Origin of the sequence: Dactylosporangium sp. NPDC049742 (assembly GCF_040674675.1) — a bacterium.
Lineage (GTDB): Bacteria > Actinomycetota > Actinomycetes > Mycobacteriales > Micromonosporaceae > Dactylosporangium > Dactylosporangium maewongense.
In genome coordinates this window covers 66,426-90,042 of sequence record NZ_JBFANF010000036.1, presented here as the reverse complement: position 1 = coordinate 90,042, position 23,617 = coordinate 66,426, and the positions used below count along the sequence as shown (strand labels likewise).

General features: G+C 71.3%; 26 protein-coding genes. 12 read left to right on the top strand and 14 right to left on the bottom strand.

Annotation, left to right across the window (positions count from 1 at the left end):
• Positions 1-5: 5 nt before the first annotated feature.
• On the bottom strand, positions 6-1,946 hold the full coding sequence (locus tag AB0J72_RS35530; RefSeq protein ID WP_363406575.1) for a S9 family peptidase: 1,941 nt from the start codon (positions 1,944-1,946) through the stop codon (positions 6-8).
• A gap of 68 nt (positions 1,947-2,014) precedes the next feature.
• Between AB0J72_RS35530 and AB0J72_RS35525 the strand changes: the two genes are divergently transcribed.
• Complete coding sequence (locus AB0J72_RS35525) at positions 2,015-2,857, top strand: alpha/beta fold hydrolase (protein WP_363406572.1); 843 nt, start codon at positions 2,015-2,017, stop codon at positions 2,855-2,857.
• Between the two features lie 110 nt (positions 2,858-2,967).
• Here the strand turns inward: AB0J72_RS35525 and AB0J72_RS35520 are convergent, their stop codons facing one another.
• From AB0J72_RS35520 to AB0J72_RS35500, 5 genes are all read right to left on the bottom strand, one after another.
• A complete protein-coding gene (locus tag AB0J72_RS35520) occupies positions 2,968-3,675 on the bottom strand; it encodes an MBL fold metallo-hydrolase (RefSeq protein WP_363406569.1) in 708 nt (235 codons plus the stop codon).
• 157 nt (positions 3,676-3,832) lie between these two features.
• Complete coding sequence (locus AB0J72_RS35515) at positions 3,833-5,470, bottom strand: ubiquinol-cytochrome c reductase cytochrome b subunit (protein ID WP_363406566.1); 1,638 nt, start codon at positions 5,468-5,470, stop codon at positions 3,833-3,835.
• Positions 5,467-6,561: a ubiquinol-cytochrome c reductase iron-sulfur subunit gene (locus AB0J72_RS35510; RefSeq protein WP_363406564.1), complete on the bottom strand. Its 1,095-nt coding sequence runs from the start codon at positions 6,559-6,561 to the stop codon at positions 5,467-5,469. The genes AB0J72_RS35515 and AB0J72_RS35510 overlap by 4 nt, the downstream gene beginning before the upstream one ends.
• Entirely contained in the window at positions 6,558-7,424 is an 867-nt protein-coding gene (locus AB0J72_RS35505; RefSeq protein ID WP_344506261.1) for a cytochrome c, read from the bottom strand. The genes AB0J72_RS35510 and AB0J72_RS35505 overlap by 4 nt, the downstream gene beginning before the upstream one ends.
• Before the next feature lie 76 nt (positions 7,425-7,500).
• Entirely contained in the window at positions 7,501-8,100 is a 600-nt protein-coding gene (locus AB0J72_RS35500; protein WP_344506260.1) for a heme-copper oxidase subunit III, read from the bottom strand.
• 87 nt (positions 8,101-8,187) lie between these two features.
• Here AB0J72_RS35500 and AB0J72_RS35495 point away from each other — a divergent pair, with 87 nt between their 5' ends.
• The 6 genes from AB0J72_RS35495 (at position 8,188) to AB0J72_RS35470 (ending at position 12,490) form a co-directional block, all read left to right on the top strand.
• Entirely contained in the window at positions 8,188-9,156 is a 969-nt protein-coding gene (locus AB0J72_RS35495; protein ID WP_363406560.1) for a cytochrome c oxidase assembly protein, read from the top strand.
• A complete protein-coding gene (locus tag AB0J72_RS35490; RefSeq protein WP_363406557.1) occupies positions 9,153-9,545 on the top strand; it encodes a hypothetical protein in 393 nt (130 codons plus the stop codon). Before AB0J72_RS35495 ends, AB0J72_RS35490 begins: the two co-directional genes overlap by 4 nt.
• A 2-nt stretch (positions 9,546-9,547) precedes the next feature.
• Positions 9,548-10,591 (top strand): anthranilate phosphoribosyltransferase, encoded by a 1,044-nt coding sequence (trpD, locus tag AB0J72_RS35485; protein WP_363406554.1) that lies wholly within the window; start codon positions 9,548-9,550, stop codon positions 10,589-10,591.
• A gap of 261 nt (positions 10,592-10,852) precedes the next feature.
• Entirely contained in the window at positions 10,853-11,626 is a 774-nt protein-coding gene (locus AB0J72_RS35480) for a hypothetical protein (RefSeq protein WP_363406551.1), read from the top strand.
• Positions 11,627-11,675: 49 nt separating this feature from the next.
• The gene (locus AB0J72_RS35475; RefSeq protein WP_363406548.1) at positions 11,676-11,876 is read left to right on the top strand and encodes a hypothetical protein; all 201 of its coding nucleotides are present in this window, start codon (positions 11,676-11,678) and stop codon (positions 11,874-11,876) included.
• A 77-nt stretch (positions 11,877-11,953) separates the two neighbouring features.
• Positions 11,954-12,490 (top strand): phospholipase, encoded by a 537-nt coding sequence (locus AB0J72_RS35470; protein ID WP_363406545.1) that lies wholly within the window; start codon positions 11,954-11,956, stop codon positions 12,488-12,490.
• A 47-nt stretch (positions 12,491-12,537) separates the two neighbouring features.
• On the opposite strand, the gene AB0J72_RS35465 is transcribed toward AB0J72_RS35470, so the two are convergent.
• Together AB0J72_RS35465 and coxB are read right to left on the bottom strand one after the other, a co-directional pair.
• Entirely contained in the window at positions 12,538-12,981 is a 444-nt protein-coding gene (locus AB0J72_RS35465) for a cytochrome c oxidase subunit 4 (RefSeq protein WP_363406542.1), read from the bottom strand.
• A gap of 16 nt (positions 12,982-12,997) precedes the next feature.
• Positions 12,998-13,861, bottom strand: coding sequence for a cytochrome c oxidase subunit II (gene coxB, locus AB0J72_RS35460; protein WP_363406539.1), 864 nt, complete (start codon positions 13,859-13,861; stop codon positions 12,998-13,000).
• Positions 13,862-13,965: 104 nt separating this feature from the next.
• Here coxB and AB0J72_RS35455 point away from each other — a divergent pair, with 104 nt between their 5' ends.
• Complete coding sequence (locus AB0J72_RS35455; protein ID WP_363406536.1) at positions 13,966-15,102, top strand: aminotransferase class V-fold PLP-dependent enzyme; 1,137 nt, start codon at positions 13,966-13,968, stop codon at positions 15,100-15,102.
• The gene (locus AB0J72_RS35450; RefSeq protein WP_344506251.1) at positions 15,099-15,314 is read left to right on the top strand and encodes a sulfurtransferase TusA family protein; all 216 of its coding nucleotides are present in this window, start codon (positions 15,099-15,101) and stop codon (positions 15,312-15,314) included. Before AB0J72_RS35455 ends, AB0J72_RS35450 begins: the two co-directional genes overlap by 4 nt.
• A 488-nt stretch (positions 15,315-15,802) precedes the next feature.
• Here AB0J72_RS35450 and AB0J72_RS35445 read toward each other — a convergent pair whose 3' ends face one another.
• The 6 genes from AB0J72_RS35445 to AB0J72_RS35420 all read right to left on the bottom strand — a co-directional run bounded on the left by AB0J72_RS35445 (position 15,803) and on the right by AB0J72_RS35420 (position 20,041).
• Positions 15,803-16,213: a DUF4395 domain-containing protein gene (locus AB0J72_RS35445; RefSeq protein WP_363406533.1), complete on the bottom strand. Its 411-nt coding sequence runs from the start codon at positions 16,211-16,213 to the stop codon at positions 15,803-15,805.
• Positions 16,210-16,758, bottom strand: a complete 549-nt coding sequence (locus AB0J72_RS35440) for a hypothetical protein (RefSeq protein ID WP_363406530.1) — start codon at positions 16,756-16,758, stop codon at positions 16,210-16,212. Before AB0J72_RS35440 ends, AB0J72_RS35445 begins: the two co-directional genes overlap by 4 nt.
• A 50-nt stretch (positions 16,759-16,808) precedes the next feature.
• Entirely contained in the window at positions 16,809-17,207 is a 399-nt protein-coding gene (locus tag AB0J72_RS35435; protein WP_363406527.1) for a thioredoxin family protein, read from the bottom strand.
• Positions 17,208-17,267: 60 nt separating this feature from the next.
• Positions 17,268-18,248 (bottom strand): carbohydrate kinase family protein, encoded by a 981-nt coding sequence (locus tag AB0J72_RS35430; protein ID WP_360569055.1) that lies wholly within the window; start codon positions 18,246-18,248, stop codon positions 17,268-17,270.
• 208 nt (positions 18,249-18,456) lie between these two features.
• Positions 18,457-18,774, bottom strand: coding sequence for an iron-sulfur cluster assembly accessory protein (locus AB0J72_RS35425; protein ID WP_239136685.1), 318 nt, complete (start codon positions 18,772-18,774; stop codon positions 18,457-18,459).
• 148 nt (positions 18,775-18,922) lie between these two features.
• Complete coding sequence (locus AB0J72_RS35420; protein WP_363406524.1) at positions 18,923-20,041, bottom strand: glycerate kinase; 1,119 nt, start codon at positions 20,039-20,041, stop codon at positions 18,923-18,925.
• Between the two features lie 65 nt (positions 20,042-20,106).
• Between AB0J72_RS35420 and nadA the strand changes: the two genes are divergently transcribed.
• From nadA to AB0J72_RS35405, 3 genes are all read left to right on the top strand, one after another.
• Complete coding sequence (nadA, locus tag AB0J72_RS35415) at positions 20,107-21,270, top strand: quinolinate synthase NadA (protein ID WP_363406521.1); 1,164 nt, start codon at positions 20,107-20,109, stop codon at positions 21,268-21,270.
• Positions 21,271-21,451: 181 nt separating this feature from the next.
• The gene (gene murA / locus AB0J72_RS35410; protein WP_363406518.1) at positions 21,452-22,795 is read left to right on the top strand and encodes a UDP-N-acetylglucosamine 1-carboxyvinyltransferase; all 1,344 of its coding nucleotides are present in this window, start codon (positions 21,452-21,454) and stop codon (positions 22,793-22,795) included.
• Between the two features lie 74 nt (positions 22,796-22,869).
• On the top strand, positions 22,870-23,493 hold the full coding sequence (locus AB0J72_RS35405) for a DUF3043 domain-containing protein (RefSeq protein ID WP_363406515.1): 624 nt from the start codon (positions 22,870-22,872) through the stop codon (positions 23,491-23,493).
• Positions 23,494-23,617: the final 124 nt, after the last annotated feature.

Below are 23,617 nucleotides of genomic sequence, written 5' to 3'. Positions count from 1 at the left end.
TCAGCTCACACGTGCCGGCCGAACCACTCCAGGATCGCGTCGAAGCGCGCCACCCGGTGCGACGGCCGCCCGGACCGGGACAGCTCGTGCCCCTCCCCCGGGAAGAGCAGCAGCTCCACCGGCGTCCCGCGCCGCTTCAACGCCACGAACAGCCGCTGGGCCTGCTCGACGGGGCACCGCCAGTCCTGCTCCGAGTGGATGATCAGCACCGGGATCTCGATCTTTCCGGCGTACGTGAGCGGGCTCTGCTGCTCGAACGAGCCGCCGTTCGCGCCGTAGAGCGAGTCCGCGAACAGCCAGCCGATGTCGGAGCTGCCCTGGAAGCTGTCGATCGCGTTGACGGCCCGCTCGGAGACCGCGGCCTTGAACCGGTCGCCGTGCCGGCCCGCCAGCCAGGTGGTCATGAACCCGCCGTGCGACCCGCCGAGCACGCCGACCCGGTCGCCGTCGAGGTCGCCGGCCTCCAGCGCCGCGTCCAGCAGGGCGAGCAGGTCCCTGGCCGAGACCTCGCCGACGTTGCCGCGGACGGCCCGGCCGTGCGCCTCGCCGTAGCCGGACGAGCCACGCGGGTTGCCGTAGACGACCGCGTAGCCCGCGCCCGCGTAGACCTGTGCCTCGTCGAAGAGGCGCCACCCGTACTGCGCGAACGGCCCGCCGTGGATCATCAGCAGCACCGGGTGGGGGCCGTCGCCGGCGGGCCTGACCACCCAGCCGTGGACCGGGTAGCCGTCCGGTGCGGTCGCGGTCACCTCGACCTGCTCGAGCGCGGTGACGCCGGCGGAGAAGCCGGTGAGCCTGACGTCGCCGGCGTAGACCTCGCCCCAGTCCGCCGGCCCCGCGATCGTCGTCACCAGCGTGCCGTCCGCGGCCTCGGAGAAGCCGGCCACCTGGCGCGGCCCGTCCACCACGATCTCGGGGGCCCCGCCGTCGTACGGGACGCGCAGCAGCTGCACGGCGCCGCGGTGCTCGTTGGTGAACAGCACGCCGCGCTCGGTGGCGGCGATGTCACCGCCGGGCGCGGCGAGGGTGTAGGCCTCCGCGTCCAGCAGCTGCCGCGCCGTCCCGCCCTCGACGGGCACGGACCACAGCGACTCGTTGCGGATCACCGGGTCGACGCGCCCCTCGCCGGCCAGGTTCGCGGTGAAGACGACCGACCGGCCGTCCGCCGCCCACCGGCACAGCCCGGCGCTGTACGTGGTGTCCGTCAGCACCCGGATCTCGCCGCCGCCGGCGGGCATCACGCACACGTCGGACGCGAAGTCGTCGCCCCTCGTGTCGTGCCGCTCCGACACGAACGCCAGGGTCCGCCCGTCGGGGCTCCAGTCCGGGTCGCCGTGGCCGAGCTCTCCGTCGGTCAGCTGCGTCACGGTGCCGTCGAGGTCGGCCACGTGCAGGTGGGCCGGCCGGTCCAGGAGGAAGCCGAGGCCGTCGACCCGGTAGAAGTAGCGGGTGATCCGCCGGGGTGGCTCGCCGTCCGCGCCGATCGTCTCGCCGTCGTCGGTCTTCCCCGTGCCGTAGCGGCCGTCCTGCGGTACACGGGCGGAGAACGCCAACCGGGCACTGTCCGGTGACCAGGCCGGCGTGCCGGCGCCCAGCGGCAGGTCCGTGAGGCGGCGCGGTTCGCCGCCGGCCAGGGGCATGACGCACAGCTGCGGCGCGCTGTCGTGCTCGGCCTTCGGGCCGCCCGCCCGGCTCCCCGCCGCCTTCGTCGCCCGCAGGAACGCCAGCCACCGCCCGTCCGGCGAGATCCGCGGCGCGCTGTCGTGCCACCCGTGGGTGAGCTGGGTGGGTTCGGCGCCGCCGTCGGTCCGCACGAGCCAGAGCTGGGAGGTGTACGAGTCGGCGGCGAACTCCAGCCGGGACACCGGCACGACGGCGATCGTGCCGTCCGGGCTGGCCGCGGGCGCGCCGGGGAGGCGCATTTGGGACAGATCGATTGGCTTCACGCCCCGCACAGTAGTCTGAGTCACACTTCTTACTCGCCAGTAACCTCCTACCTCTACCCTACGAATCCATGGAGTCCGTGGAGTTTCTTGATCGCGGCGCCGATCGCGTCGCGCTGCACGCGTATCCAGCGGACGACGCCCCCACCCTCGCGGTGCTGTGGCCCGCGATGGGCGTGCCGGCCCGCTACTACCGGCACTTCGCCGCCGCCCTGAACGCCACCGGCGTCGAGGTCGTCGTCGCCGACCTGCGCGGCACCGGCGACAGCACCCCGCGCCCGTCCCGGTCCTCCCGCTACGGCCTCGCCGAGCTCACCACCGACGTCGAGGCCGTCCTGGACGTCCTGAAGCCCCGCCGCGCCGGCCGCCGGACGCTGCTCGTCGGCCACTCCCTCGGCGGCCAGGTCTGCGCCCTGCACCTCGCCGTCCGCCACGCCGCCGGCCTGGACCCCGGCGTCGACGGCCTCGCCCTGCTCGCGGTCGGCCTGCCGTACTGGCGCTGCTACCCGGGCTTCACGGGGCCCGGCACGCTCGCGTTCACGCAGGCGATCGCCGCCGCCTCGACGGTCCTCGGCGTGTGGCCGGGCTGGGGCTTCGGCGGCCGCCAGTCCCGCCCGGTCATCCAGGGCTGGGCGCACACCGCCCGGACCGGCCGCTATCCCGCGCTGGACGGCGTCGACGTCGAGGCGTCATTGGCAGGTGTACGACTCCCGGTGCTGGCCGTCGACATGGAGGCCGACCAGTACACGCCCGCGCCCACCGTCGACCGCCTGACCGCCAAGCTGTCCGCGGCGACGGTCGTCCGCGAGCACTACTCCGCCGCCGAGGCCGGCTCCCCGATCGACCACTTCACCTGGGCCCGTCACGGCACTCCCCTGGCCGCCCGCGTCGCCGCCTGGGCCGCCACCCTGTAGCGCACCCACCGCTGTTGCGGCGCCAGCCTCTCACCCTGGTGCGGCGTCGGCAGGTTGCTTACCGCGGTGCGGCGCCGGCCTCTTACGCGGTGCGGCCTCGGCCAGGTTGCTTACCGCGGTGCGGCGGCGGTCAGGAGCCTCGCCGCCTGGTCGGTGAGCGGGGCGCCGTGGCCGAAGCAGACCGTCCCCGGGCGCAGGGCGGCCTGCCGGCGGAACGACTCGGCGACCCGGCCGGGGTCCGCGTTGAACACTCCCGGGATGACCGTGCCGTCGGGTGCCCTGGCGATCGTGTCGCCGGTGAACAGGACCCCCGGCCCGGGCAGGTGAAACGCCACGCTGCCCGGGGTGTGCCCCGGCACCTCGACGGCCGTGGCCGTCACCCCGCCGCCGAGGTCGACGAGGTCGCCGTCGCGCAGCTCCCGGTCCACCCTGGCCGGCGGCGCCGGGGCGTCGGGCAGGGTGGCGTGGACCTGCTCGTACAGGTCGCGCTCCCAGCCGTCGAGCACGGGCGGCGGGACGGCCGCCCTGCCCCGGACGGCCTCGGCGTCGCCCGCGTGGGCGTGGACGGTGACGTCGCCCCAGGCGGCGATGTCCGCGGCGGCCCCGGTGTGGTCGGGGTGGGCGTGGGTGAGGAGGAGGTTCCGCACGTCGCGCCGGTCGAGGCCGAGGGATTCGATGGCCGCCGCGATCAGGGGCGCCGAGCCCGGCAGTCCGGTGTCGACGACGGTCAGCCCGTCGGGGCCGCGCCAGAGGTACGCGTGCCCGACGGGGAACGCGAACTGATAGAGACGCTCGGGCAGGAGCTCGACCAGGTCCATCCCCGCACCGTAGGCCCGGCTGCGTGCCGGGGCCCAGAGCGGTCCGCCCACAGCGGATCCGCTATCGGCGAACCCCCGCGAGGTTTCCCATTCGCGGTCCTGACATGACGAAACCCCCGGCTCCGCGAGGGAGCCGGGGGTTTCGCACGGGATCGGGTCAGTGACCGCTGGTGATTTCCTCGCGGTCACGGTCCTCGGCGACCTGGCGCGGCTTGGGAGCCGGGCCGGCCTTCTCGATCGGGTAGAAGAAGCCCTTCACCGTCGGGGCCAGGGCACCGAGGCGGTTCATCTTCTTCGGCACGACCCAGCCGGCGTAGTCGAGGCCGTGGGCCTCGCCGTGCGCCTCCTCGGCGGGGCCGTGGCCGTTGCCCGAGGGCAGCGGCTGGTGGATCTCGACGAACTTGCCGTCGGGGAGGCGGCGGATGATGCCGGTCTCCACGCCGTGGGCGAGGACCTCGCGGTCGTGCTGCTGCAGGCCGAGGGCCACCCGGTACGCCACGTAGTACGCCAGCGGCGGGAGCACCAGGATGCCGATGCGGCCGGCCCACGTCATCGCGTTGAGGCTGATGTGGAACTTGTCCGCGAGGACGTCGTTGCCGCCGGAGATGAGCAGGACCACGTAGAACGCGATGGCCATGGCGCCCAGGGCGGTCCGCAGCGGGTTGTCGCGCGGGCGCTCCAGGAGGTTGTGGACCCGTTTGTCCTTGCTGAACCTGGCCTCGATGAACGGATAGAAGATCGGCAACATCGTCAGGATGCCTGGTAGCACCACCGTCGGCCAGAAGATCGGCGGGATGGTGTACCCGTCACCGTAGAAGAAGTCGAACCGGATCTCCCAGGCCGGGAAGAGACGGGTCGAGCCGTCGAGGAACATGACGTACCAGTCGGGCTGGCTCGCCGCCGAGACGACCGCCGCCTTGTACGGGCCGAACAGCCAGATCGGGTTGATCTGGAACAGGCCCGCGAGCGCCGCGATCATGGCGAACACGATCATGAAGAAGCCGCCGGCCTTGGCCGCGAAGCCGGGGAACATGCGCACGCCGACCACGTTGTTGTTGGTGCGGCCGGGGCCGGGCCACTGGGTGTGCTTCTGCTTCACCAGCAGGCCCATGTGCACGCTGATCAGGCCGAGCAGCGCGCCCGGGACCAGCAGCACGTGCACGATGTAGAGGCGGTCGAGGATGACCTCACCCGGGAACTCACCACCGAACAGCGACGTGGTCACCCAGGTGCCGACGATCGGGATGGACAGCATGATCGCGCTGGCGATGCGCAGGCCGGTGCCGGACAGCGCGTCGTCGGGCAGCGAGTAGCCGCCGAAGCCCTCGAGGAAGCCCATCCAGAAGAGCAGGACGCCGACGATCCAGTTGGCCTCGCGGGGCTTGCGGAACGCGCCGGTGAAGAAGACCCGGAACATGTGCACCACGATCGCGGCCATGAACAGCAGCGCGGCCCAGTGGTGCATCTGGCGCATGAAGAGGCCGCCGCGCACGTCGAACGAGATGTGCAGCGCCGTGTTGTACGCCTGGGACATCTCCACGCCGCGCAGCGGTGCGTAGCTGCCGTCGTAGACGACCTCGCGCAGCGACGGGTCGAAGAACAACGACAGGAAGATGCCGCTGAGCAGCAGGACGATGAACGAGTAGAGCGCGATCTCACCCAGCAGGAAGGACCAGTGGTCGGGGAAGACCTTGTTCATCAACCGCCGCAGCGGGGTGGCCGCCTGGAACCGCTCGTCGAGTGCCTTGGCGGAGTTGGCCGGGAGAGCCCGGACGTCGATCTTACGCCGTTTCATGGCCGCTCCCAGAAGGCCGGTCCGACCGGAATCTTGTAGTCCGAGGTCGCGATGAAGTACCCCTCATCGTCCACCGTAATCGGCAGCTGGGGCAAGGCGCGGCTGGCCGGACCGAAGATGGGCCGCGCGTTGTCCGTGATCTGGAACTGCGACTGGTGGCACGGGCACAGCAGGCGGTTGGTCTGCTGCTCGTACAGGCTGGCGGGGCAGCCGGCGTGGGTGCAGATCTTCGAGTAGGCCACGAAGTTCTGCCACTGGGAGCCCTTGTTGATCTCCTTGGCGTTGCCCAGCGTCGCCTCGGCGTCCACCTCACGCAGGTGGATGAGCAGCGTCGGCGAGTCGGCCCACTTGTTGGTGGCACCGTGCGGGATGCCGGGGAAGACCGTGATCTGGCCGCCGATGCTGACGTCGGCGGGGCGGATCGGGGTGCCGTCCTCGTGGGTCAGGCGCACCGGCTTGCCGTCGTTGTACTTCGGGTCCCAGCCGGTGGTGAAGAAGACGTTGTCGCCGTTCTGCGTCGGCGCCTTGATCAGCGAGCCGACGAGCAGCGCGCCCGCGACCGCGCCGAGCGGGGCGGCACCGGCGAGGAACGCCATGCCGACGAACCGGCGGCGCTTGAGGCCGAGCTCGTCGCCCATGTTCAGGATCGTCGCCGCGGTCAGGACCTGCTCGGTGCTGTCGGACGGGCCGTCGTGCCGCTCCTGGATCGAGACCTCTTCGGGCAGGAGCTTCTTGCTCCACACGACGATGCCGAGGCCGAGGGTGAGCAGGGCCAGGCCGAGCGTCGCGCCGAGGACCGGCGTGTAGTACGGGTACAGGTCGCGGTAGGTCGCGTCGCCCTCGCCGTACTTCCACGGCCAGGCGATGTAGGCGACCACGAACGCGGTCGACGCCAGGCCGGTGAGCAGGAACAGGAACGCCAGGACGCGCTCGATGCGGCGCTCCGCGCGGGTGCCCGGGACCGGGAACCGCGGCGCGTAGTGCACGATCTCGACACCGTCGCGGCGGGCGCCCTCCCTGACCAGGTCGAACCTGGTCAGGGACGCGTCACTCGCGTCGAACTCGTCGTCGGACGGGTGGTGGGTGGTCATGACTTCCCTGCAATCCACAGCGTGGCGAACACGAGCGCCGCGATACCGACGAGGAAGATGACGAGGCCCTCGGGGACTGGGCCGTACCGGCCGAGGTTCCAGCCGCCCGGGTCGCTCGCCTGGCTCTTGTTGAGGTTCTGGATGTAGGCGATGATCGCGGCCTTGTCGTCCGGGCTCAGCTGGTTGTTGCCGAACACGGGCATGTTCTGCGGGCCGGTCAGCATCGCCGCGTAGATGTCGCGGTTGGTCGAGTGCTCCAGCGACGGGGCGAACTTGCCGGACGACAGCGCGCCGCCGCCGGTGGAGAACGCGTGGCACGAGGAGCAGTTGACCCGGTACAGCTCGCCGCCGTGGGCGAGGATCTTGTCGTCGCCCCGGGCCTGCTTGATCTGCTCGTCGAGGCTCGCCGCGCTGGGCAGCTGCGGACCGCCGCCGAGCTCCTGGATGTAGGCGCCCAGCTGCGCGGCCTGCTCCTCGTTGAACTGCGGCTGCTTGCGCTCGGCCTGCGCCTCCTGGCGCGCGAGCGGCATGCGGCCGGTGTTGACCTGGAACTCCACCGCGGCGGAGCCGACGCCGATGAGGCTCGGTCCCCGGTCCTCGACACCCTGGGCGTTGCGGCCGTGGCAGGTGATGCAGCTGACCTCGTAGATCGCCTTGCCCTCGGCGGCCGCGTCGGACAGCTTCACGGTGTCCTCGGCGCGGCCGACGCCGGGCGCGTATGACGTGTAGAGGCCGCCGACGATCGTGAGCGCCGCGACCAGGCGCACAGCCGCCGACAACCGCCGGCGCAGCTTGCCTCGCGCCGCGCGCGCGCCACCCGGCACCAGCCGGGCAAGCGGCCGCTTGCTCTGCTCAGAAGTCATGGCCTCACCTTTGTGATCATCACCTAAGTCGTGGAGGAGAAGTGGTGGTCCCGGGAGCGTGACGCGGCCCGGACTCCTACTGCAGGAAGTAGATCATCGCGAACAGTGCGATCCACACCACGTCGACGAAGTGCCAGTAGTACGACACGACGATCGCCGCGGTGGCCTGGGCGGGGGTGAACCGGCCCATGGTGGTGCGGATCAGATAGATGATGAAGGCGATGAGCCCGCCCGTGACGTGCAGGCCGTGGAAGCCGGTCGTCAGGTAGAACATCGAGCCGTAGCCGTCACCGTTGATCTTCACGCCCTCGGAGACCAGGGTGACGTACTCGTTGGCCTGGCCGAGCACGAAGATCAGGCCCATCACGAAGGTCAGCGCGAACCACCGGCGCAGGCCGTGCACGTCACCGCGCTCGGCGCGGAACACGCCGATCTGGCAGGTGATGGACGACAGCACCAGGACGGTGGTGAAGGTCAACGCGTACCAGACGTTGAGGACCTCGGTGTGCTCGTGCCACAGCTCAGGGGCCGCCGCACGGATCGAGAAATACATCGCGAACAGCGCCGCGAAGAACATCAACTCGCTGGAGAGCCACACGATCGTCCCGACACTGACCATGTTGGGCCTGGTCAGTGAGTGGATCTGGCTCTTGGCAATCGCTGGGGCCGCAGTCACGCCGTCATTATTGCCCCCCGATCATCAGCGACTCTTCACGGGGTCCACCAGAGAGGGACGATTCGGCGTCCGGCATAGGCTGTGCACGTGTTGCGAGCTGCAGAACCAGGGCCTCCGTCCGTCGCGGGCATCCTCGGCACGGTGCACGTGTCGTGGCTGACGCTGCTGCTGGTCGTCGCCGCCGGGGTGTACCTCGCGGGCGTGCTGACCCTGCGCCGGCGCGGCGACGCGTGGCCGGTGGCCAGGATCGTGCTCTTCCTCGGGCCGGGCCTCGGCTCGATCGCGGCGGTCACCATGACCGGCGTCGAGCGCTACGACACGACGCTGCTGAGCGTCCACATGATCCAGCACATGATGCTGTCGATGATCGCGCCGATCTTCCTCGCCCTCGGCGCGCCCGTCACCCTCGCGCTGCGCACGCTGCCGCCGCGGGGCCGGCGGGTGGTGCTGGCCGTGGTGCACTCGCGGGTGGCCCGGATCCTGGCGTTCCCGCTGGTGGCGTTCGGCTTCTTCGTCGTGACGCCGTTCGTGCTGTATTTCACCAGCCTGTACGAGCTGACGATGCGCCACGGCTGGGTGCACGAGCTGACCCACGCGCACTTCATCGCCGTGGGCTGCCTGTTCTTCTGGCCGCTGATCGGGCTCGACCCGTTGCCGGGGCGCTGGCCGTACCCGGCGCGGGCGCTGCTGATGTTCCTGTCGACGCCGTTCCACACCGTCCTCGGGCTGACCATCATGCAGAGCAAGGAGCTGCTCGGCGGCGACTGGTATCCGTCGCTGGGCCTGGCCTGGGCGGACCCGGTGCACGACCAGGTCGTCGCCGGCGGGATCCTGTGGGCGGGCGGGGAGTTCGTCTCCGTCACGATGCTCGCCGTGCTCGTCGTGCAGTGGATGCGCCAGTCGGACCGGGAGGCGAAGCGGATCGACCGGCGCCTCGACCGCGAGGAGCGGCAGCGGATCGAGGAGCAGGAGTGGTCCGCCCGCACCGGCATCACCATCACCGATGACGGTACGATCCCCGAGGCACCCGCCACACGAGGAGCAGCGCGCACATGACACAGCACACCGTCCTGCTGTACAGCGACGATCCCGAGGTCCGCGACCGCATGCGGCTCGCCATCGGCAGCCGTCCCGCGGCCGACCTCACGGTGAAGTTCGTCGACGCCTCCACCTACGCGGAGGTCGTCAAGCTCGTCGACGACACCGACGTGGACCTGCTGGTCCTCGACGGCGAGGCGACCCCCGGCGGGGGTCTCGGCATCGCCCGCCAGCTCAAGGACGAGATCACCGACCCGCCGCCGGTCGTCCTGGCGATCGCCCGGGCCGCCGACCGCTGGCTGGCGTCCTACGCGCGGGTCGAGGGCACGATCATGTATCCGCTGGACCCGGTCACCACGGGCAAGACGGTGTCGGACCTCCTGCGCTCGCTCCCCGTCCAGGGCTGAGCATGGGCGAGCGGACCTGGCCCCAGCTGCTCAACGCCCTGCTCCGGGGCGAGGACCTGTCCAACGACGACACCGGCTGGGCGATGGGCGAGATCATGGCCGGCTCGGCCACGCCCAGCCAGATCGCCGCGTTCGTCGTCGCGCTGCGCGCCAAGGGTGAGACGATCACCGAGGTGGCCGGCGTCGCCGAGACGATGCTGTCCATCGCGCCGAAGGTCCCGCTCACCGACGCCCAGCGCGACGCCGCCGTCGACATCGTCGGCACCGGCGGCGACCGCGCCAACACCGTCAACATCTCCACGATGGCCGCGATCGTCACCGCCGCCGCCGGCGTGCCGGTCGTGAAGCACGGCAACCGCGCCGCCTCCTCCTCCACCGGCGCCGCGGACCTGCTCGAGGCGCTCGGGGTCACCATCGACCTCGGCCCCGACGAGGTGGCCCGCTGCGTGCAGGAGGTCGGGATCGGCTTCTGCTTCGCGGCCCGCTTCCACCCCGGCATGCGCCACGCCTCGGCCACCCGCCGCGAGATGGGCGTGCCGACGGTCTTCAACTTCCTCGGCCCGCTCACCAACCCGGCGCAGCCGACCGCGGCGACCATCGGGTGCTTCGACACGCGCATGGCGTCGGTGATGGCGTCGGTACTGGCGAAGCGCGACTTCTCCGTGCTGCTCGTCCGCGGCGAGGACGGCCTGGACGAGTTCACCACCGGCGCGCCCACCCGCGTGTGGGCGGTCAGCGGCGGCTCGGTCACCGAGACGGTCCTCGACGCGGCCGACCTGGGCCTGGCCCGCTCCGCCCCGGGTGACCTGCGCGGCGGCGACCCGGCCCACAACGTCGCGGTGGCGCACCGCATGTTCGCCGGCGAGACCGGCCCGGTCCGCGACGCGGTCCTGGTCAACGCGGCGGCCGCCATCGCCGCCCGCGACGGCCTCTCCCCCAGCGGCCTGCCCGACCAGCTCCGCGCCGGCATCGCCCGCGCCGCGGCCGCCGTCGACTCGGGCGCCGCGACCGCCCTCGTCACCCGCTGGGCCGCGTTCAAGCCGTAACGTCTGCTTCTCCCTCCTTGATCGAATGGCGGATCTGGTCGTGATGACGGCCGGATCCGCTATTCGACCAAGGTGGGCGGCACGCGGGATGTTGCCTCGGTTATGTCGTGGCGCTGCGCGCCACGACATAACCGAAATTCCGGATATGTCCGCGGAGCGGACATATCCGGGGAAGGGCCGGCGCCGACCGCGTGACCCGGAAGCGGTGCGGGGCGTTGACGAAACGTGGCCAACACTCCCAACTCGCAGAAAAAGGCGCTGGTGTCGGCGGTCCTTGCCGGGGCGTTGACGCTCGGGTTCGCCGGCATGATGGCGAAGTCGTGCGGCGCACCGGTGCAGGAGCAGGCAGAGGCCGCCAACCCCGCCCTCGAGCTGGTCGACAGTCTCGCGTCCAGGCTGGTGCTCGGGCTGCAGACGGACGCGACGATCCAGTACCAGACCGCCGCCGGGGTCGGCGTCGTCGTCTCGCAGTCGATGCCGCGGCGCGCCTACCGGGGGCTCGGTGTCACGTACATCGCGACGCCCGACGGCACGTACCTGTGCCGGAACGTGACCCCCTCGCCGTCCCCGAAGGCCAGGAAGAGCCCTCAGCCGGTCCCTCAGTGCGACGAAGGCCCCGGGGCGGACACGATGTCCCCCTCTCAGGCCAGGGACATCAGCGACGCGTTCGGGGGCGAGTTCATGGCCCCTGAGGCGGCGATGGGCAGGCTCGCCACGATCGCCCGGGGTGAGGAGGTGCGGACGGGCACCTCCAAGCGCGGCGACGCCCAGTGCGTGTCGGTGACGGCGCGCGGGATCCGCACCGAGACGGCGTGCGTCAACCCGGCCGGTCTGCTGGCGTACTTCGAGGGCACCACGGACGCCGGGAAGTACACGCAGCTCACCCTGCAGTACACGACCCCCAGCGTCAGCGACGAGGCGTTCCTGCCGCCGACGGTCAAGCCGGCAGCGAAGGCGCCGGCCTCGGCGAAGCCCGCCGCGAAGGCGACGCCCAGCCCCACCCGGGCCCCGAAGCCGAGCGCTACCGAAAAGTGATGTGACACGCCGCGGGCCGTCCCGGGCTGGGGCGGCCGGCGGTGGCAGCGTGACCCGCATGGAGCTGCACTGCGACACCTGCGCCCGGCAGCGGATCTTCGAACAGCCGGCGTGCCCCGACCACCCGCGGGCGACCTGCCCCGACCGGGCCTGCACGGCCTGCGGCGCCGCGATCATGATCGCGCCGGTCATCCTGCTGATGGACCGCCGGTCGCGGGTGATCCTCCGGCAGCGGCGGAAAGCGGCCTGAACGACCGTTCAGCTCTCCGTGGATACCGTTCGGCGCAAGTTCCCCGCCGGTACACATCGAGGCCGGACAATCTGTTCATGAATCTCCGGCGCGCCGCCGGCCTCGCGCTCGCTTGCGCTGTGGCCGGCATCGTCACCACCGCATCCCCCGCCGCCGCGGCCGGCATCGACGAGAAGCTGGCCGTCATGTCGTCGTGGTCGCAGCCGACCGCCGCGAGCTACAACGCCTGGAACACCGCCCGCCAGCACCAGTCCGACTGGGCCTCCTACGCCTTCGACTGGTCCACCGACTACTGCTCCAGCAGCCCCGACCAGCCGCTCGGCTTCGACTTCCGGCTGTCGTGCCAGCGGCACGACTTCGGCTACCGCAACTACAAGGCGGTCGGGCAGTTCCCGGCCAACAAGTCCCGCATCGACGACGCGTTCTACCGCGACCTGAAGGCCAAGTGCGCCACGTACAACGCGTTCGTCCGGCCGGCCTGCACCAGCCTCGCGTGGACGTACTACCAGGCCGTTTCCGCGTTCGGGAACCTCGCCGTCAGCGACGGCGACCTGCAGCGCGCCGCGGACCTCAAGGAGCGCGGCGAGCTCGCCGCCGCCAAGTCCAGGGCATGAAGAAGGGGGCCACCCGGGGCCCCCTTCACTCAACGAACCTCAGTGCCTCAGTGCTCGGCTCCGCGGCGGCTGCCGGTGTAGTACTCGAACATCAGCCCGCAGGTGGCGACGACGACCGAGATCAGGCCGACCGCGACGAGCCACCACTGGTCGAACGCCAGGCCGACGCTGGCCGTCGCCGCGGCGAGCGCGATGCCGAACGGCCAGTAGCTGCCCGGGCTGAAGAAGCCCAGGTCGCCGGCGCCCTCGTGGATCTCCGCCTCGGGCCGGTCCTCGGGACGCGGCTCGATGCGGCGCGAGATCAGCCACAGCGCGCTGCCGATCATCGTGAGCAGCAGCCCCGACAGGACCAGCGCGACCACGCCGATCCACTCGACGCCGCGGTGTCCCGTCTGCTCGTGCGGGGCCACGTTGGTCCACCAGCCGTAGAGCGCGGCCATCGCGAACACGAACAACGCGAGCACGAAGAACAAGCGTCCTTCTGACTTCATCGCCGTGCGCCCTTTCTCAGCTCGAGGACCGCTTGGTGCGGTCGGTGTCGAACGGCTGCGTCTTCGTCGCGTAGCCCTGGTTCGGGAAGCCCATCTGCGCCAGGGCCTCCGGGGTGCTCTTGCCTTCGGTCCGCAGGGCCAGGTACTGGCTGTACTGCTCGGCCGACACGACCCGCAGCTCGAAGTTCATCATCGAGTGATACGTGCCGCACAGCTCCGCGCACCGGCCGACGTAGGCGCCGGCGGCGTTGTCCTTCAGCTTGATCTCGAACCTGTTCTCCACCCCGGGGATGACGTCCCGCTTGAACAGGATGTCCGGCACCCAGAACGAGTGGATGACGTCGCGCGAGGTCTCCTTGAACTGCACCGACTTGCCCGCCGGCAGCACCAGCACCGGGATGTAGTCGTCGGCGCCGACCGTCGTGATCGGCTTGCCGTCCGGGCCCTTGGAGTCGCTGTACACGAACTGCCAGTTCCACTTCGAGGCGATGACCTCGATGTTGACGTCCGGGTTCTTCGACAGCCGGTCGACGTCGGTCTGGATGATCGCGGTGTAGAAGAACAACACGGCGATGACCACGAACGGCGCGACCGTGTACAGGATCTCGAACGGCATGTTGTACCGCGTCTGGGGCGGCAGCTCGTCGCCGCGCTTGCGGTACCGCACGACGCACCAGAAGATCAGGCCCCACACGAAGACACCGACCACGAGCGCGGCGACCACGGACCCGATCCACAGGTCGTACATGCGATCGCCCTGCTGGGTGATGCCCTTCGGCCAACCGAACCCGGCGAACGCGTCGTCGACGGAGCACCCGGCCAGCAGGGTCGTCACCGCGACGGCCGAGACGGCGAGCCCGACGGCGCGCGCGGGGCTCAAACCCTTTGAGACCACCTGCTCCTGCCTCCTTAGCAGCGCCGCGCGGCCCGTCTCCGGATGCGTCACGCGGCAAGCCTCACCAACGCTGGCGAGCGTACTCGACCATGAGTGGTCCGCCCGGCTTGGGGTGGCAGTGTCCGGCTCGCGATAGCGTTGCCCAGGTGGGTGTCTACTTCGACGCGGCCACCGCGATGCCGCCACATCCCGTTGCGCGGCAAGCTTTTCTGGCCGCACTGGACGACGGCTGGGCCGACCCCGGCAAGCTCTACACCCCTGCCCGGCGGGCCCGCCGGCTGCTGGACGCGGCCCGGGCCACCGTCGCGGACGTCCTCGGCGTCCGCCCCGACGAGCTGCACTTCACCGCCGGCGGCACCGACGCCGTCCGGCGCGCCGTCAGCGGCGTCCGGAAGGCCCGCGACCTGCGCCGCGTCGTGCACAGCGCCGTCGAGCACTCCGCGGTCATCAAGGCCGCGGGCGCCGACGCCACCGCGGTGCCGGTGTCGCTGACCGGCCGGGTCGACCTCGACGCCCTCGAGAAGGCACTGGATTCGCCGGAAGTGGCCCTGGCGGCGGTCCAGAGCGCGAATCATGAGGTGGGGACGCTGCAACCGGTCGAGGCGGCCGCCTCGCTGTGCGCCGCGGCCGGCGTGCCGCTGCTGGTCGACGCCGCCCAGTCGATCGGCCGCGCGCCGCTGCCCACGGGCTGGTCGCTGCTGGCCGGCAGCGCCCGCAAGTGGGGCGGGCCGGCCGGGGTGGGCGTCCTCGCCGTGCGCAAGGGCACCCGCTGGGAGCAGCCGTGGGAGCCGCCCGCGGACGTGCCGGCGGTGGTCGCCGCCGCCGCGTCGTTGCGGGCCGTGCACGCCGAGGCGGCGGCCGAGGCCGTCCGGCTGAGCGCCCTCGTCGACGAGATCCGCACCACGGTCGCCGCCACCGTCCCCGACGTGGAGATCGTCGGCGACCCCACCGAACGGCTGCCACACATCGTGACCTTCTCCTGCCTGTACGTCGACGGCGAGGTCCTCCTGCACGCCCTGGACCGGGCCGGGTTCGCGGTGTCGTCGGGCTCCGCCTGCACCGCCGACACCCTCCAGCCGTCACACGTCCTGGCCGCCATGGGCGTCCTCACCCACGGCAACGTCCGCGTCTCGCTCCACAGTGGAGTCACCGCCGACGACGTCCACCGCTTCCTGGCGGTGCTGCCCGGCCTGGTCGCCGACGTGCGGGCCGAGGTGGGCATGTGAGCGCGCCACTGGTGGTCGAGGCCCTCGGCAAGCGCTGCCCCCTGCCGGTCATCATGCTGGCGAAGCTCGCCGCGACGCAGCCTCCGGGCACGCGCATCGAGGTCCTCGCCGACGACCCGGCGGCCGCGGTGGACATCCCCGCATGGTGCCGCCTGCGCGGCCACACCTTCATCTCCACCGACGACACCCGCCACACCGTCGAGCTCCGCTGACCTGACCACGCTCCCGACTACCGGTATGCTACGTACAGTAGCGACGCCGAACATCAACTTGGATGCCTGGGGTACGGTCGAGGAACAGCGGAGGCCCGTCGCCGGATCATCCGAATCGGGTTCGCCGCGCTTCGGACGGGACGCAATCGGCTTCTACTGCGTTGGACGAAGGGTCACCGAACTGGGCGTAGGTCGACCGCGCTGAAGCACCTGCGTCGGGCGGTCGGGCGACTGCGCCGGGCGACCGCGCCGGGCGGTTGGGCGGCCGCGCTGACGGTTGGTCGATCGCACTGAGCGACTGCGTCGGGCAACTGCGTCGGGAGGTTGGGCGACCACGCTGGGCGAACAGGCCGGGCGACCACGCTGGGCGACCACGCTGGGCGACCACGCTGGGCGACCACGCTGGGCGACCACGCTGGGCGACCACGCTGGGCGACCACGCTGGGCGAAGGCGCTGGGCGAAGGCGCGATCGGGTGTCTCGATCGGGTCACTGCGCCGGGCGGAGGCGCTTGATCAGCAGATACGCCTCACAGCCCAGGCAGAGGCCGAACGCGGAGTTCAGGAAGGCCGCCACCAGCGCGAACGACGCGCCGACGACGCCGAGCACGGTGACGCCCGACAGGTAGCCGGCGACGGTGACCACGGTGAAGAGCAGACCGACCGCCTGGGCGAAGCGCACCGGGGCACCGTCCTCCCGCTCGGCGGGCGGCGCGAGGCGCGGGGCGACCATGTGGCGGTAGAGCAGCCCGTACGGGGTGAGGCGGGGGTCGTACGCGCCGATGGCGAAGATCACCGCCTGGGCGAGGGCGAGCCAGCCGCTGCCGGTGAGCAGGACGATCACGAAGACAACCGTGGTGAGGGCGGCGGCGAAGCGCGGGCCGCGCGGGTCGAGGGTCATACGGCCAGAACCTCCGTGACAGTGGCGCGCGGGACGGCGCGGTTGGGCAGGCCGACGCCGACCTCGATGGCGTGGCGGGCGATGGCGTGGCGGGCGATGGCGTGGCGGGCAATGGCGTGGCGGGCAATGGCGTGGCGGGCAATGGCGTGGCGGGCAATGGCGTGGCGGGCAATGGCGTGGCGGGCGATGGCGCTGCGCCGGCCGCGGGAAGCACGCGATGGAGGCCATACGGCCAGGACATCGGTGACGTCGGCGCGTGGGGAAGCCCAGCTGGCGGCATGGCGAGCGGTGGGGTAGCGGGCTGCGCTGAGGCCGGGGGTCATGCGACCACGATCTCCGCGGGTGGCGCGCCAGACGGCGCGGTCGGGGACGTGGGCGCAGGCGGCGCGACGGGCGATGGCACTGTGCCGAGCAGGCAACCCGGCGAGCGCTTCACCCGGCACGGCGGACAGGTCGCGCGCCGGGGGCCATACGGCCAGGATCTCCGTGGCGATGGCGGGCGGGGAAGCGCAGCCGGCGACCACGCCGTGCAGGGTGGGAGCCATACGGCCATGAGTTCCGTGGGCGGCACAGGCCGGGCCGAGCGGGGTGGAGGTCATGCGGCCAGGACTTCCGTGACGGTGGCGCGGAGGGTGGCGCGGTCGGGGACGCCGACGGTGCGGCGGGCGATGGTGCCGTGCGCGTCCACGACGAGGAGTGTCGGCAGGCGCCAGATGCCCAGCTCGCGGACGGCGTCGAGGTGCTCCTCGGCGTCCAGTTCGACGTGGCGGACGCCGGAGACGGTGGTGGCGAGGTCGGTGCAGACGGCGCGGACCTGGCGGCAGGGGGCGCACGTCGCGGAGGAGAACTGCAGCAGGGTGACCGTGTCGCGGGCCGGGGAGAGCAGGCCCGGGGGCAGGTCACCGCCGGCCGCGCGGAGGCGGCCGTAGCGGGCCCGGTAGACGAGGCCCGCCACGGTCGCGAGGGCGAGCAGCGCCACGACCACGATCGTCACAGCGGCAACTGTACGCCCGTACCTACTACACCGATAGGGATGGTTCAGAGAGCGGAAGGGTCAGGCGGGGAGGTAGGCGCGGATCTCGTCCGCGGCGGCGTCGCCGTACGACTCGGCGATGCGCTTGGTGAACTCGGCGGGCAGGATCTCGTACTCCTGCGGGCCGACGGTCTCGAGGACCAGGGCGGCGACCATCGAGCCGACCTGCGCGGCGCGCTCCAGGCCCAGGCCCCACGACAGGGCGGAGAAGAAGCCGGCCCGGAAGCCGTCGCCGACGCCGGTCGGGTCGTTGGCGACGACGCCCTTGGCGACCGGCACGTGGATCTCGGCGGGCAGGTCGCGGCCGCGGATGAGGGCGCCGTCCTTGCCGAGGGTGGTGACGAGGACGCCGACCTTGTCCAGCAGCGACTCGGTCGTGAGCCCGGTCTTCGACTCGAGGAGCTCCTTCTCGTAGTCGTTGGTCAGCAGGTACGCGGCGCCGTCGATCAGCTTGCGGATCTCGTCGGCGGACATGCGGGCGAGCTGCTGCGAGCAGTCGGCGGCGAAGGGCACGCCGAGCGCGCGGGCCTCCTCCGTGTGCCGGACCATCGCGACCGGGTCGTTGGCGCTGATGAGGACGAGGTCGATGCCGCCGACCCGGTCGTTGACCGGGGACAGCTCGATGTTGCGGGCCTCGGACATGGCGCCGGCGTAGAACGAGGCGATCTGGCACATGTCGTCGTCGGTGGTGCAGACGAACCGGGCGGTGTGCGCGATCTCGCTCACGTAGACGGAGTCGCAGTCGACGCCGTGGCGGGTGAGCCAGCTGCGGTAGTCGCCGAAGTCGGCGCCGACGGCACCGACGAGGATCGGCTCGAGGCCGAGCAGGGCCATGCCGTACGCGATGTTGGGCGCGATGCCGCCGCGGCGGACCGTCAGGTCGTCGACGAGGAACGACAGCGAGACCTTGTGCAGCTGGTCGGGCAGGAGCTGCTCGGCGAAGCGGCCCGGGAAGTGCATCAGGTGGTCGGTCGCGATCGAGCCGGTGACGACGATCTTCATGGAAACCTCGGTCTCAAGACGGCAGGGCCTGAACAGACTACTGGCCCGGTCCAGCCAGCGCGGACACCCCACAGAAAGCTCAGGAAGAGCACCAAAAGGCCACCTTCCAGGAGCAGGAAGAGCACCGAAGGCCGCCCTTCCAAAGGCAGGAAAAGCACCGAAGGCCGCCCTCCAGGGGTCGGAGAGCGGCCTTGGGAAGAGGCGAGATCTAGTGGAAGGAGTCGCCGCAGGCGCAGGAGCCCTGGGCGTTGGGGTTGTCGATGGTGAAGCCCTGCGCGTCGATCCGGTCGGCGAAGTCGATCGTCGCGCCGGTGAGGTAGGGCACACTCATGCGGTCGACGACGACCTCGAAGCCGTCGTAGGTGCTGACCTTGTCCCCGTCGAGCGAACGCTCGTCGAAGAAGAGCTGGTAGCGCAGGCCGGAGCAGCCACCGGGCTGGACGGCGACGCGCAGCCGCAGGTCGTCCCGCCCTTCCTGCTCGAGCAGGCCCTTCACCTTGACAGCGGCATCCGCGGTGAGGCCGATGCCGGCCGGGTTGTCCGTCTGAACAGGCTCGGCAAACTTCGGAGAAGCGGTCACGATCAAGGCTCCCTGCGGTGATGTCTACGGTTCCACCGGTTGCCAACGCGGAGGCGACCGACGGCATTCCCTCTCATAGTGACACGGTTTCGTGCTAGCGGCTCCACTGCGGAGCCAGCCGTTCGCCCAGTTCCCGCAGGCCGTCGGCCGGTCGGGCGAGCGCCTCGGCGACGCTGCCGAAGTGCTGGACCAGGGAATGCGTCTCCGTGACGCCGATGCTGGCGGCCTCCCGGCGGCCCGCGTCGACCCGCCCGGCGACCACGACACAGGGCACGCCGAGGTCACGTGCGGCGTTCGCCACACCCGCCACGACCTTCCCGCGCAGCGACTGCTCGTCGAAGGCGCCCTCACCGGTCACGACCAGGGAGACCTCCTCCAGTTCGGCGTCGAGGCGGGTCAGCTCCCGGACCAGGCCGATGCCGGAGGTGACGCGGCCGCCGAGGGCGAGCAGGGCGGCGCCGAGCCCGCCGGCGGCGCCCGCGCCGGGCTGGTCGGCGAGGCCGGCGGGGGCGGTCGGCAGGGCCTGCAGGACGCCGGCCCAGCGGGTCAGCGCGGCGTCGAGCAGGAAGACGTCCTCCCTGGTCGCGCCCTTCTGCGGGCCGTAGACGGCGCTCGCGCCGTGCAGCCCGAGCAGGGGGCTGTCCACGTCCGTGGCGGCGACGATCCTGGCGTCGCGCAGCCGGGGTGTACCGCCGAGCGAGGCGCACTCCGTCAGCGCGGCTCCCCCGTACGGCAGCGCGTAGCCGGACGGGGACAGCGGCGCGGCACCGAGGGCGGCGAGCAGGCCGGCGCCGCCGTCGTTGGTGCCGCTGCCGCCGAGCCCGACGACGAGCGTGGTGGCGCCGGCCTCGACCGCGGCGAGCAGCAGGGTGCCGAGCCCGAAGGTCGTGGTGTGCTTCGGATCACGTTCGGCGTCGGCGAGCAGGTGCAGGCCGCAGACCTCGGCGCTCTCGATGTAGGCGGTCGTCCCGTCGAGCACGACGTGCCCTTCGGCCGGGCGGCCGAGGGGGCCGGTGGCCGGCACGGTCAGGACGCGTGCGTGCGGCAGCGCCGCCGCCAGTACCCGGGCGAAACCCGGGCCTCCGTCCGACAGCGGCCGCAGGACGAGCTCGTCGCCGGGCCTGGCCGCGAGCCAGCCGGCGCTGAATGCCTCGGCGGCGTCGACGGCCGTGATCGTGCCGGCGAACTTGTCGGGGCACACCAGGACACGCATCCGGACATTGTGCACGTCTGCTAGGTCACAGTTCCGCGGTACCGCACGCGTGGGACGATCGAGTGGTGACCTGGGCTGAACCGTCGTCAACCGCCACCGCGCTCCTGCTGCTGGGCCGCGGCACCGACCCTGACACCGAGAAGGGTGTCGAGTGCCCCGGCGACCTGCCCGCACCGAGCGACCCCGACCTCGTCGAGCGCGCCCGGCGCGCCAAGGCCGCCCTCGGCGACCGCGTCTTCGTGCTGGGCCACCACTACCAGCGCGACGAGGTCATCCAGTTCGCCGACGTGACCGGCGACTCGTTCAAGCTGGCGCGGGAGGCCGCCGCCCGGCCCGACGCGGAGTACATCGTGTTCTGCGGCGTGCACTTCATGGCCGAGAGCGCCGACATCCTGACCTCCGACCGGCAGCAGGTCGTGCTGCCGGACCTGGCCGCCGGCTGCTCGATGGCCGACATGGCCGCGCTCGTGCAGGTGGAGAAGGCCTGGGACCACTTCACCGAGCTGGGCATCGCCGGTGACGTGGTGCCGGTGACCTACATGAACTCGACCGCCGACATCAAGGGGTTCGTCGGCCGCCGTGACGGCGTCGTGTGCACGTCGTCCAACGCGGAGACGGCCCTGAAGTGGTCGTTCGAGCAGGGTTCGAAGGTGTTCTTCCTGCCGGACCAGCACCTGGGCCGCAACACGGCCGTGCTGAAGCTGGGCATGAGCCTCGACGACTGCGTGCTGTACGACCCGCACAAGCCCGCCGGTGGGCTGACCGACCAGCAGCTGCGCGACGCGAAGATGATCCTGTGGCGCGGCCACTGCTCGGTGCACGGCCGGTTCACCCTCGACAGCGTGCGCGACGTGCGGGAGCGGGTGCCGGGCGTCAACGTGCTGGTCCACCCCGAGTGCAAGCACGAGGTCGTCACGGCCGCCGACCACGTCGGCTCGACCGAGTACATCATCCGGATGATCGAGGCGGCGCCGGCCGGCTCGGCGTGGGCGGTCGGCACCGAGCTCAACCTGGTCCGCCGGCTGGCGCTGGCGCACCCGGACAAGCAGATCATGTTCCTGGACCGCAACGTCTGCTACTGCTCGACGATGAACCGGATCGACCTGCCGCACCTCGTGTGGGCGCTGGAGGAGCTCGTCGCCGGTCGCGTGCCGAACGTGATCACCGTCGACGCGGACACGGCTCACTACGCCCGGGTGGCACTCGATCGGATGCTCGCCCTCCCGTAACGCGGACCGTCCCGTCACCCTCTGTGGTGGTTGAAGGTTGATCGCTGTCGGAGTCACGTCTTCGTGCCATGACGGACGTGCGGTCGGCGCTCGCATGCCGTAGATGTGGTTATGCTGCTGCGCGGGTTCACGCTCCGTCAGCACATCAGCCTTCAATCCCTGCCTGCAGGAGGGTCTTTCCGTGACCAACTACGACGCCGGTGACGTCCTCACCGTGCACGGTGGCGCGCCGCTCAATGGCGAGCTGCGGGTGCGCGGCGCCAAGAACCTCGTGTCCAAGGCGATGGTCGCGACGGTGCTGGGCGAGACTCCGAGCACGCTGTTCGACGTGCCGGCGATCCGCGACGTCGAGGTGGTCACCGGCCTGCTGGAGCTGCACGGGGTGAAGGTGACCCGCGGCCCGCTCGACGGCGAGCTGCACTTCGACACCTCTGACGTCGAGTCGGCCAACGTCGACGAGATCAACGTCCACGCCGGCTCCAGCCGCATCCCGATCCTGTTCTGCGGGCCGCTGCTGCACCGCCTCGGCCACGCGTTCATCCCCGACCTCGGCGGCTGCAACATCGGCGGGCGCCCCATCGACTTCCACATCCAGGCGCTGCGCGAGTTCGGCGCGGTCGTGGAGAAGTCCGAGAAGGGCATGGACATCACCGCGCCCAACGGGCTGCACGGGGCGAAGCTGGAGCTGCCGTACCCGAGCGTCGGCGCGACCGAGCAGATCCTGCTCACGGCCGTGCGCGCCGAGGGCGTCACCGAGCTGCGCAACGCCGCGGTCGAGCCGGAGATCATCGACCTCATCTGCGTGCTGCAGAAGATGGGCGCGATCATCAAGGTGCACACCGACCGGGTGATCGAGATCCAGGGTGTACCGCGGCTCACCGGCTACACGCACCGCCCCATCCCCGACCGCATCGAGGCGGCCAGCTGGGGCGCGGCGGCCCTCGCCACCCGCGGTGACGTGTTCGTCCGCGGCGCCCGGCAGGCCGACATGATGACGTTCCTCAACCTGTTCACGTCCGTCGGCGGCGCGTTCGAGATCGACGACACCCCGGGCGTGGGCGGCATCCGCTTCTGGCACCCGGGCGGCGAGCTCAACGCCGTGGCGATGGAGACCGACGTCCACCCGGGCTTCATGACCGACTGGCAGCAGCCGATGGTCGTGGCGCTCACGCAGGCCCGCGGGCTGTCGATCGTGCACGAGACGGTGTACGAGCGGCGGCTCGGCTACACGGCGGCGCTCAACCAGATGGGCGCCACGATCCAGACGTACCGGGAGTGCCTGGGCGGGACGCCGTGCCGCTTCGGCCGGCGCAACTTCATGCACTCCGCCGTGATCGCCGGCCCGTCCAAGCTGCACGCCGCCGACCTGGTGATCCCCGACCTGCGGGCCGGGTTCAGCCACCTGATCGCGGCCCTGGCCGCCGAGGGCACGTCCCGGGTGTACGGCGTGAAGCTCATCCAGCGCGGCTACGAGGACTTCGAGGGCAAGCTCAACGGCCTGGGCGCCCACGTCGAGCTGGGCTGACGTTCTTTCGCGGACAGTGTGCGACCGGCCCGTGGCGTTGGGCCGCTCGCACACTGTCCGCTACCCTTCACGGCGTGCCGTCGTTGTTTTCCCGTAAGTCAGCAGAGCCCGCCGCAGCAACCACCCCTGAGCCCGACGAAGCCGAGGTCACGGCCGGTCGGCGCCAGACGCTGAGCAAGCGCGAGCAGGGCAAGACCACGCCGAAGCGGGTCGTGGCCGGTCGGCGTGTCGCCGAGCCGCCCGCGGCGAACCGGCGCGAGGCCGCGAAGAAGATGCGGGAGCGGCAGCGGGCGGAGCGCCTCGAGGCCCGCGAGGGCATGGCCAACGGCGACGAGCGCTTCCTGCTCGCCCGCGACAGGGGCCCCGAGCGGCGGCTCGTGCGCGACATCGTCGACTCGCGGCGGACCATCGGCACCTTCTTCTTCGGCACCACGTTCCTGGTGATGCTGGTGGGGTTCAACAAGAACCTCAACCCGAGCATCTACTTCGCGGCGAACGCCCTCTTCGGCGTCATGGCCGTCGCGACCGCGATCGACAGCTTCCTGATCTCGCGGACCGTCAAGCGTCTCGTCAAGCAGCGCTTCCCCAACAGCACCGAGAAGCTCGGCCGGCTGTACTTCTACGCGATCATGCGGGCGATCTCGTTCCGTTTCATCCGCAACCCGAAACCGCAGGTGAAAATCGGCGCGACCGTCTGACGGCCGCCTGGCCGGCGGTTCCGGCTCTCCGGGCGACAACGATTCGGCGGCGGCGCTCCGTCCGACGGTGGCGGTGGGAGGCTCCCAAGCCGTACCCTCCCTTCGCGACCGGACCACGATTTTC

Coding starts and splice junctions, on each gene's coding strand:
- AB0J72_RS35525 (WP_363406572.1), top strand. CDS start 2,015: ATGGAGTCCGTGGAGTTTCTTGATCGCGGCGCCGATCGCGTCGCGCTG.
- AB0J72_RS35520 (WP_363406569.1), bottom strand. CDS start 3,675: ATGGACCTGGTCGAGCTCCTGCCCGAGCGTCTCTATCAGTTCGCGTTC.
- AB0J72_RS35515 (WP_363406566.1), bottom strand. CDS start 5,470: ATGAAACGGCGTAAGATCGACGTCCGGGCTCTCCCGGCCAACTCCGCC.
- AB0J72_RS35510 (WP_363406564.1), bottom strand. CDS start 6,561: ATGACCACCCACCACCCGTCCGACGACGAGTTCGACGCGAGTGACGCG.
- AB0J72_RS35505 (WP_344506261.1), bottom strand. CDS start 7,424: ATGACTTCTGAGCAGAGCAAGCGGCCGCTTGCCCGGCTGGTGCCGGGT.
- AB0J72_RS35490 (WP_363406557.1), top strand. CDS start 9,153: ATGACACAGCACACCGTCCTGCTGTACAGCGACGATCCCGAGGTCCGC.
- trpD (WP_363406554.1), top strand. CDS start 9,548: ATGGGCGAGCGGACCTGGCCCCAGCTGCTCAACGCCCTGCTCCGGGGC.
- AB0J72_RS35470 (WP_363406545.1), top strand. CDS start 11,954: ATGAATCTCCGGCGCGCCGCCGGCCTCGCGCTCGCTTGCGCTGTGGCC.
- AB0J72_RS35465 (WP_363406542.1), bottom strand. CDS start 12,981: ATGAAGTCAGAAGGACGCTTGTTCTTCGTGCTCGCGTTGTTCGTGTTC.
- AB0J72_RS35455 (WP_363406536.1), top strand. CDS start 13,966: ATGAGTGGTCCGCCCGGCTTGGGGTGGCAGTGTCCGGCTCGCGATAGC.
- AB0J72_RS35445 (WP_363406533.1), bottom strand. CDS start 16,213: ATGACCCTCGACCCGCGCGGCCCGCGCTTCGCCGCCGCCCTCACCACG.
- AB0J72_RS35440 (WP_363406530.1), bottom strand. CDS start 16,758: ATGGCTCCCACCCTGCACGGCGTGGTCGCCGGCTGCGCTTCCCCGCCC.
- AB0J72_RS35430 (WP_360569055.1), bottom strand. CDS start 18,248: ATGAAGATCGTCGTCACCGGCTCGATCGCGACCGACCACCTGATGCAC.
- AB0J72_RS35420 (WP_363406524.1), bottom strand. CDS start 20,041: ATGCGTGTCCTGGTGTGCCCCGACAAGTTCGCCGGCACGATCACGGCC.